The organism is Glutamicibacter sp. AOP12-B1-11 (assembly GCF_052379245.1).
Classification (GTDB): domain Bacteria; phylum Actinomycetota; class Actinomycetes; order Actinomycetales; family Micrococcaceae; genus Glutamicibacter.
In genome coordinates this window covers 63,050-71,544 of sequence record NZ_JBQSYL010000026.1, presented here as the reverse complement: position 1 = coordinate 71,544, position 8,495 = coordinate 63,050, and the positions used below count along the sequence as shown (strand labels likewise).

Here is an 8,495-nt window from a genome sequence, read left to right as displayed (position 1 = left end):
GAGGCGAGCGCCTGATTGCCGTTGTCGCCATTGCGGCGGAGCCACTGGACGGTGCCGAGTTCGAACGGTTCGAATGCGGTGGTGGTGTGATGGGCGTGGAATACCTGTGGCATGAGGTTGTTCTTCCTTTGTTGGGGTGAATAAAGAGAGTTCTAGGCTTGGGTTTCGTGGAGGTCTGAAGGGGCCTGCGGCTCGCGCATCAATGGCAGTCGATCCTGGAATCGGCGCCGGATCACAAACAGGACCAGGGAGAGCAGGAGGATGCCGACGCCGATAGTCAACTCGAAGGGCCCTCCATATCCAGATATCTGGGACGAAGCGGCCCCGACGATCAAGACTGCCGCTCCATAGATGGTGAGAACTATGGCCAGTGGAATTGACCAACGCCCGAGCTTGAAACTGCGTGGATCGTCGGGCCGATCCCAGCGAAGAAGCAGAAAACCGGAGACGGCCAGCAGGATGGCTAAGAGGTAGCCGATATTTGCCGCCACGAGGATGGAAATCGGGTTGGAGACGAAGAGGACCAGCAGGATGTTCATGACCACGGCGGCAGCGATAGCCCTGGCTGGGACCTGATGACGGTTGAGCTTCTCGAACTCGCGGGGGACCAACCCATCGACTGCGGCTCCGAAGAGCGCGCGTGACCCGTCTGCCATGCTGGCGTTCACGCCCATGAGCAGCGCTCCAATGGTAATAAGCAGCGCCGCATCCCCGGCGAAGCCAGCGGGCAATACGGCCGCGAAGCCACTGACAAACACTGCCGCGGGATCTGCTGCGGCGTCGGCCTGGCTGAGCAGTCCGCCGATGCCAATGGGGACCAGTGCGAACATCATGAACGTGTAGGCCCCGGAGCTGGAGAGCGCGCGGCGGGCGTCCTTCTTGCTACGGTATTCGGGCGTGAACGCTGCGCACATTTCGGTGCCGTACGCGGTCCAGCCGATGAGGTAGAGCCATACTGCGGCGTCTTGCCAGCCTCCCCAGTGGTCGGCTCCGGCCTGTCCTAGACCCCAAGACAGGTTGCTCACGTCCCACTGGCCGCTAACCAGCGGGGCAACCACGAAGGTAAGTAGGGGGATCAGCAGCAAGGCTCCGAAGATTTTGTTTACCCAAGCCGCTGGCTGTGCACCGAAGAGGTTCGGCACCATGAGTGCAAGAATTAGCACAATACCGATCAACTGCGCCGGCCCTACCTGCAGGATTCCCAAGTCCAGGACCCAAGTCGCTACCGGGAACCAGCGGACCTGGATGATGGCACCGGCGGTCAGACTGACGATTGAAATAACGGCGGACCAGCCGAACCAATATCCGAAAGTCGCCAGCGCACCTGCTGGAGCAAATCGTCCTTTCCAAGCCTCATGCGCGTAGATCGGGACCCCTCCGGGCTTGTCGGGGAACATGGATGCCATCTCCGCGAAGAGGTGATTCTGCGCCCAGCCGATGCCTGCGGCAAGGGCCCAAATGAACATGGCCGACAGCGCACCGATGGCGGCCATGGTTGCACCGAAGGATACGAAGAGACCTCCGGAGACGGCCATCGCCAAGGCGAATGCATCCTGCCACCGCAAGGTGCGGTGAAGCGTCGGAGGGGATTTGCTGGGGTCTATCGAGGCAGACATGAGGGGCCTTTCGATCACGAGTTGGAGGCTGCGCGGGAATTGTGTTTCGCGGGTTTCGAGGCGTGGTCTGCCTCACATGGTTAAAACTATGCATCTGCTTAGTTCGTTGTGTCAAGGGCCACGTTGAGGAGTTAGACTCAGTATGTGAAAGCGATGCGGAACAATAAATATGGCGACGGCAAGGAAGCACTGCTTGCCGCCACCGTGGCGGTCGTGGCCGAACGCGGACTCCACGGTCTTACTTTTCGTGCGGTCAGCGAGGTAGCGCAGGTCAACAACACCCTGATTAGCCACCACTTCGGGACCAAGGACACGTTGCTCCATGAGGCGGTGGCCTGGGCAATATCTAGGGCTATACGACTAAGTGACTTGTCTGCCGCGGAAACCATAGACGGGGGGTTCGCGCGTACGCTGGTCGAACTGGTCGAGCGAGAGCCGCAGCTTCAGCTGTTTCAGTATGAATTCGTGCTGGAGTCGCGCCGCCGCCCCGACCTTCGCGATGAGGCCAAAGCGCTCTATGAGGGATATATCGACGCTTTGCAGCGTGCCTTGGGTAGGCAAGGGCACGTCAACTCACGACCGCTGGCCCGAGCGGTCTTTGCCGCTTTGGACGGTTTAGTGTTTCAGCAACTGACTGTTGCCGATCCGGATGCCGTACGGGAGGCAATCGAAACCGTCGGAGCTCTGCTTGAAGCTAATTTGGCTGCTATTCGCCAATAGCTGGCCTAACGCCGCAACGGGAAATACGCCGTTGGTGATCTGCGACGTCTACGGGGTACGTTCCGGATACGGTCGATTCTCCAGCAGCCATGGTGCAGAACTGCTTGGTCGCAGGCTATGAAAGTCCCTCAGACTGATTCCCCTGCGGCCTAGAACATTTGCGTCCAATGGATACGAAGCGTGTCAGAGCGACGGAGCAACATCAGATGAAAGAAGCTGATCCGGCCTGCCGGTGCTCGCTGGCCGCGTAGGTTCCGAGGGTTTTGATTTCCCATGTGAAGAAATCCAGTTCTTCTAGGGCGAGCCGTACGGGAAGATCTTCCGGGTGCCCTTCAATGTCAACCATGAACGTGGTCGCGGCGAATGTGGAGCCGACCATGTAGCTTTCCATACGCGTGAGGTTCACGCCATTTGTCGCGAATCCGCCAAGTGCCTTGTACAGCGCACTGGGCACGTTGCGTACCTGGAAGACCAAGCTCGTGATGACTTCATCGGGCAGTTGCGCCCGGGTAGGCAAAGCTTGTTTGCGGGCCAGCACAACGAATCTGGTCATATTCGTTGGGTCGTCTTCGACCCCGCTGGACAGGACCTCGAGTCCGTAAAGTTCGGCGGCCATCGGCGGGGCCAACGACAATTTTCGGGGGTCATCCCAATCCCGGATCTCGCGGGCGGACCCTGCAGTATCCCCGGCTATGACCGGGGTCAGCTGATGTTCGCGGATCAAACGTCGGCACTGGCCTAGCGCGTGGATGTGGCTATGGACCTCGGTGGCGGTTTCAATGCTGCTTCCGGGAATTCCGAGCAGGTCGAAACGGATTCTGAGGTAATGTTCCCCAACGATTTGAAGGTCAGATTCCGGGAGCAATACGTGGATATCGGCAACACGGCCGGCAATGGAATTCTCTATCGGGATCATGGCGAGGTCTGCCGCGCCACTTTCGACCATCGCAAACGCATCCTCGAAGCTGGCGCACGGGACGGCTTCCATATCGGGGAACCTCTCGGTGCAAGCGATGTTTGAGTTCGATCCGGCTTCGCCCTGATAAGAAATCTTATTGCTCATTGAATCAACTTAGCGCAGAGTACTCGTGCTGCAAGAAAGAGTGAATCAAGGTTTCCTGATGCGCGCCAATTTTCGAATTCTGCGCGGTTGCCGCTGGAGCAGTTGCCAGGTAGTCGACCGCTTGGTAGCACCTATCCGTGGAAGAACGGATCCTAGCGACCGAGTACAGTCTCTGCGGCCTTCCGCTGGTGAACGAGAATTAAGGATGGACACGTGATGTGGAGATTCCCCGCTGACAAGCTGTAAGCGCTCGTGGATAATCCGAGGCGTCTGCCGAGCCCAGCGGTATCTGATGCACGCCGATTCGGGTTCGAGGAACACCTCGAAGTAATCCGTCAGGTCCGGGGCGCAGAAGCTGTAGAACGCTGCGAGCCATCCAGATGTACCCTCCGGGCAGAGGCGACTATTCTGCGGCTAATTTCCTATGCAATCTATCGATCCAGCTCAACGTAGTGGGAAGCGAGTCTTTGCAATCCCTCAGCGATGGTTACTTCAGGTTTCCAATCCAAGATTTCGTGCGTTTCGCGCTGATCAAACCAGTGTGCGGTCGACAGCTGCTCCGCAAGGAACCGCGTCATCGGCGGTTCGTCGTGTACAAGATCCTTGGCGCCAGCCGCAAGCCAGACGCGTTCGATGACTGATCCCGCACCGCGTGCAAGCCAGCCCGGAACGTTTAGCCGGGGGGCTGGTGCGCCGCCCGCTTGGCAGATCCCTGCAATGAGTTCGCCCACCGGGCGCGGCTCACCATTGGTGACTACCAGGGCACGACCGTGAGCAAACTCCATGCGCTCGAGGCCGCGAACTATCGCCGAGGCTGCATTGTCGATGTAGGTGGTGTCAATGAGCGCTGCTCCATGATCCAGCAGCGGAAGTCGTCCGGCTTTTGCTCGGTGAATGACCCGTTCAACCAGCTGCGTGTCACCGGGACCCCAGACCACATGGGGTCTGATCGCGGTTACCCGGAAGTCAGACGAATCTTGGGCAAGAGCATTGAGCTCCGCCGCCGCTTTGGAACGCGCATAGTTTCCGCGGGCCCGCTCAGGATCTGCCACACCGGCGGTTGCGCCGGCCAAAGGTTCGCCGAAGTGCGCCACCGAAGGGGAAGAAACAAAGACGAAGTCTTTGACTCCGGCCTCTTTGGAAGCCCTGAGCAGATTATTAGTTCCGTTGATATTCGTGTCGACAAATTCTTGCCATGCACCGGTGAATGAAACTTTGGCTGCCAGATGGATGACAGCATCCATGCCCTTGGTCGCTTGCCTTACTGCCTCAGAATCCGCAAGCGAACCCAAGACGTCGTCCGTGGCTCCCTGCGATGGTCTGCGTTGGAAGGTTCGGACAAGATGGCCTTGGGTGCGTAACCGCTCTGCTATGGCGCCGCCAAGCATTCCGCTGGCGCCGGTGACTAAGACGCGACGGGTTGGCGCGGAACTTTGGTTTTCACTCATGGCTTGCCGATCCTTCCGCCGGCCAGCGTGGTCGCCGCCCAGCCTGCCAGCGCCGCACGGTCAATCTTGGAATTGTGCCTAACATCTGTTGGCAGATCCGGGACGAGGAGTACAGCCGAAATTTCCAGACCAGTTCGTTCCACCGCGGTGCGCACCGCGTGCGCAAATGCGGCCGGGGCGGGAGACGCGCGGCGGGCCGGTGGGACTGTTTCCATCACCACTACGGCGGCTTGAGTCCCTGCCGGTCCGACACCGACCACCGCAGCTCGTCCGGCGCCGGCTACAGATTCGGCTGCCTGCTCCGCTGCCACAGGTGTTTTCGAGCCCGTGGCGGTGTGCAGCACATGGCCGAGGCGGCCTTCGATCCATAGCCGTCCATGGTCATCGAGATGACCCACGTCTCCGGTGCGGTGCCAGCCAGGAATGGAGGTGCTAACCTGCTCGGTGATCCAGAGCCTGTCGTAGCGATCCTTCACGTGGGGTGCGCGCACCAGGATTTCACCGGTGAGATTTGGTTCTTCCAATGGTTCGTTGCCTGCTTGGCCATCGGAATCAAGCGGCGCAATGGCTACTTGAGCCCCCGCGACCGCAGTGCCAACGCATACTCCGTTCCCTGATCCGGCGGCGCGAATACCTGCCAAATCAATATCGGTCACGGGAAGCGCCTCGGTCATCCCATACGGGGTATGCACCCGGGCATTGGGTACCAGGCCCTGGACCCTGGCCAGCAAAGGCTCTGGAATTGGTGCTCCGGCCGAGAGCATCAGGGAGACATTTTCGAGGACCCTGCGTTGGCGTCCGTCTAGAGCATCTTCAGTTTCCAGCACATTCGCTAAGGCGGCAGGAGAAGCGAACACGGTGGTTGCGTCAACGGCTAAAGCAGCATCCGCCAGCGCCGCGGCGGTCAGGGTGCGCGGTGCCGTAACATCCATATCGGGGGTGACCGAGGTTGCGCCCAAAGCTGGGCCGAGAAGTGCGAATGGTGCAAATCCTGCTACCAGAGCGGAGCCGGCCTTGAGATTGTACGTCTCGCGCAGCGTATCCCGCATGGCAGCCAATTGCCGGTGCGTGTAGACCACTCCCTTGGCTGGGCCGGTGGACCCGGAGGTGAAGAGTACCGCGGCATCGGCATCCGGGTCGGCTTCGCCAAATGTCGGCGCATCGTGGGCAGCGGAATTACCGGACTCGAGCAGCTCGGGGACGGTATGTGCCACCCCGAGGAGTTTGCGCTTGGTGGCCGGCAAGTTTTCCACGGCAATTCGGGTGCCGGGCCAGCCAAAGAATCTGGCGCCCACGAGTGCACGATCGATCCCGATAAGGAAACTAGGGCCGGCCCCCTTGATGGCACGTCCCAAGCCCTTGGTGCCCAGGCCTGCATCTGCCACCACAATGACCGCGCCCAGACGCAGGCAAGCGTAAATCAGCGAAGTCAATTCGATGCCGGGAGGCACCAAAAGATTAACTCTGGATCCGGCGGTGACACCAATCTGCGAGAGGCCAGCTGCGAGAGCATTGACCCGTTCGCCGAGCTCAGACCAGGACAGGGAGCGCGGGGGATTGATATCCACTACCGCAATGCTGTGGTCATCTGTGCGTGAATCCAGCTCGGCGAGCATCGGACGGTAGTCGCTCAGGGCGGTGGCGCGTGAGGAGTTCTTAGAATCCCGTTCGGCGCCCAACCAATTAAAAATGGGGGAGGCGATATCGCGGTCTTCAGGCAACAGGTGGCTGGCGCCTTCGAAACGGTGCACCTGAGCGTGGGGCAGACGGCCCATCAGATCTCTTAGGTAGCGATCGGAGAACACCGGGTCCTTAGGGCCCCACAGCATGAGCGCCGGAACGGAGAGCGAGCGAATTGCGTCGGAGATCTCCTCCAATGCAGGACGGCTCGGGTGATCTTCGCTAAAAGGAATATCCGCTACGAAGTTTGCGACGCCTGTGCGCTTGTCCGCGCTGGTGTAGGGAGCCATGAATGCCTTGCGGACGTCTGACTCTAAGGCCGGCTGAGCCAGCGAATGAGTCACTCGAAGGAATGCGTCAGTGCTCTTGGTGCCCCACCCATGGACTGCAGGGTTCGAAGCCAAACGCAGGGCGGCTGGTAGCTCGAAGCCCGCAGGGTGTACGGCGGTGTTGGTAAGGATTACGTTCGCCAGCTGCTCTTGGTGGGCTACGGCCCAGCCCAGGGAAATGATTCCTCCCCAGTCGTGGCCAACCGTGGTGACCTTGCCGTTGAGTCCGAGGCCTTCGATCAAATCGCCTAGGTCGTTGACTCGATCGGCCAGCCGACGGAACTTCCCGGTGCGGGCAGAGAATCCCATATCAAGCTGGTCTACGGCGATGACACGCCATGGCAAGGCGTTGTCCGAAACGTGGCTCAGCAGGCTGCGCCACAGGTAGGACCATGTGGGATTGCCGTGCACGCACACCAGGGTGCCGACTGGGTGGATACCACGCGCGATGAGTTCTTCTTCGTTGTCCAGCAAATGCCACAGGTGGGTGGTTCCTGGATCGTCTACCTCCGAAGTAGAAAGGACGTCTAGGTAGCCCGAGTATTTTGCATCTACGCCGGGAAAGATCTCGGTCACCAGGCGATCTCCATCATCGCGGTGTTCAGTCCTGAGCCGACGCCCATGCAGAGCACGCGGTCACCAGGCTTTAACGAGTCGGCCTCCTGCGACAAGGTCATTGGCAGGGAAGCAGGCCCCACGTTGCCCCATTTGGAGAAGGTGATCGGCACTCGGTCCTTTACTAGGCCCACGGCTTTGATAATGGCGCTGGTGTAGGACTTCGAGACCTGGTGGGTGACGTAACGGTCCATGGACTTCCAGTCCCAGCCGGAATGGTGTGCTTCATCCCAAGCATCAACTACCAACTCCAAGCCGTTGTCCAGCAGGCCTTTGGTGTCGGTGTACATGCCGGTCGGACCGCCGACACAAAGCTCGTGGTGCTCGGTTCCTGCGCGGGAAACCCCGCCGAGAATGCGGTGTCCGTCAGGGTGAACATCCGCCGGTCCAATGACGGCGGCAGCCGCGCCGGAGCCCAGAGTCAGAGTTGCAAATTCGCGCATGTAGTCTTCACGGGTGGAGTTCTCGGCGTTGAGGCGCTGGAACGTCGTCTCCTGGGTGGGCCGGGAATCTTCACCGGCCACGATCAGCGCGTACTTGATCTGTCCGGAATCAATCATGTTTGCAGCCAGGCTCATACCGTTGACGAACCCTAGGCAGGCGTTGGCCACATCGAAGTTCATGGCGGAGGACGGCAGGCCCAATCCGTTGTGAACCTTTGAGGCTACCGAAGGCTCTAGGTTGCGTCGGGTCACCGAAGTGTTGATCAGGAGGCCGATTTGGCCTGGTTCAACGCCGGCCTGAGCCAGCGCTTTCTTGCCAGCGAGAATCGCCGCATCATCAAATTCCATGCCTTCGGACCACCAGCGGCGTTCTTTGACACCCGACACTCGTTCAAGCAGCTTTTTGGAGAGGCGCAGACGCTTGAGGCTAGGGGCCAGGCGCTCGTCGAATTCTGCCGAACTCATGACCTCAGGTGCAAGTACGCTGTTTACCGCCAAGAGGGCCACATTGTGGTGTTTAAAAGTGGCATTGCCGTTCAAAATTTAGCCTTTGTGTCGGGGCTGTCGCGCCGTTCACGGAC

At 59.8% G+C, this 8,495-nt stretch carries 6 protein-coding genes; 1 reads left to right on the top strand and 5 read right to left on the bottom strand.

Annotated elements, in window-relative coordinates; translation table 11 throughout:
• Window positions 1-152: 152 nt before the first annotated feature.
• Window positions 153-1,616 carry an APC family permease gene (locus tag ACT3UQ_RS15155; protein WP_096288239.1) on the bottom strand — a complete coding sequence of 488 codons (1,464 nt, stop codon included), beginning with the start codon at window positions 1,614-1,616 and terminating at the stop codon, window positions 153-155.
• A 153-nt stretch (window positions 1,617-1,769) separates the two neighbouring features.
• Between ACT3UQ_RS15155 and ACT3UQ_RS15150 the strand changes: the two genes are divergently transcribed.
• On the top strand, window positions 1,770-2,336 hold the full coding sequence (locus ACT3UQ_RS15150) for a TetR/AcrR family transcriptional regulator (protein WP_096288318.1): 567 nt from the start codon (window positions 1,770-1,772) through the stop codon (window positions 2,334-2,336).
• 202 nt (window positions 2,337-2,538) lie between these two features.
• On the opposite strand, the gene ACT3UQ_RS15145 is transcribed toward ACT3UQ_RS15150, so the two are convergent.
• The 4 genes from ACT3UQ_RS15145 to ACT3UQ_RS15130 all read right to left on the bottom strand — a co-directional run bounded on the left by ACT3UQ_RS15145 (window position 2,539) and on the right by ACT3UQ_RS15130 (window position 8,454).
• Entirely contained in the window at window positions 2,539-3,399 is an 861-nt protein-coding gene (locus ACT3UQ_RS15145) for a prephenate dehydratase (RefSeq protein ID WP_444637440.1), read from the bottom strand.
• A gap of 431 nt (window positions 3,400-3,830) precedes the next feature.
• Complete coding sequence (locus ACT3UQ_RS15140) at window positions 3,831-4,847, bottom strand: NAD-dependent epimerase/dehydratase family protein (RefSeq protein ID WP_444637439.1); 1,017 nt, start codon at window positions 4,845-4,847, stop codon at window positions 3,831-3,833.
• Complete coding sequence (locus tag ACT3UQ_RS15135; RefSeq protein WP_444637441.1) at window positions 4,844-7,435, bottom strand: alpha/beta fold hydrolase; 2,592 nt, start codon at window positions 7,433-7,435, stop codon at window positions 4,844-4,846. Before ACT3UQ_RS15135 ends, ACT3UQ_RS15140 begins: the two co-directional genes overlap by 4 nt.
• Window positions 7,429-8,454, bottom strand: coding sequence for a 3-oxoacyl-ACP synthase III (locus tag ACT3UQ_RS15130; RefSeq protein WP_176484261.1), 1,026 nt, complete (start codon window positions 8,452-8,454; stop codon window positions 7,429-7,431). The genes ACT3UQ_RS15135 and ACT3UQ_RS15130 overlap by 7 nt, the downstream gene beginning before the upstream one ends.
• Between the last annotated feature and the right edge of the window lie 41 nt (window positions 8,455-8,495).

Coding starts and splice junctions, on each gene's coding strand:
- ACT3UQ_RS15145 (WP_444637440.1), bottom strand. CDS start 3,399: ATGAGCAATAAGATTTCTTATCAGGGCGAAGCCGGATCGAACTCAAAC.
- ACT3UQ_RS15155 (WP_096288239.1), bottom strand. CDS start 1,616: ATGTCTGCCTCGATAGACCCCAGCAAATCCCCTCCGACGCTTCACCGC.
- ACT3UQ_RS15140 (WP_444637439.1), bottom strand. CDS start 4,847: ATGAGTGAAAACCAAAGTTCCGCGCCAACCCGTCGCGTCTTAGTCACC.
- ACT3UQ_RS15150 (WP_096288318.1), top strand. CDS start 1,770: ATGCGGAACAATAAATATGGCGACGGCAAGGAAGCACTGCTTGCCGCC.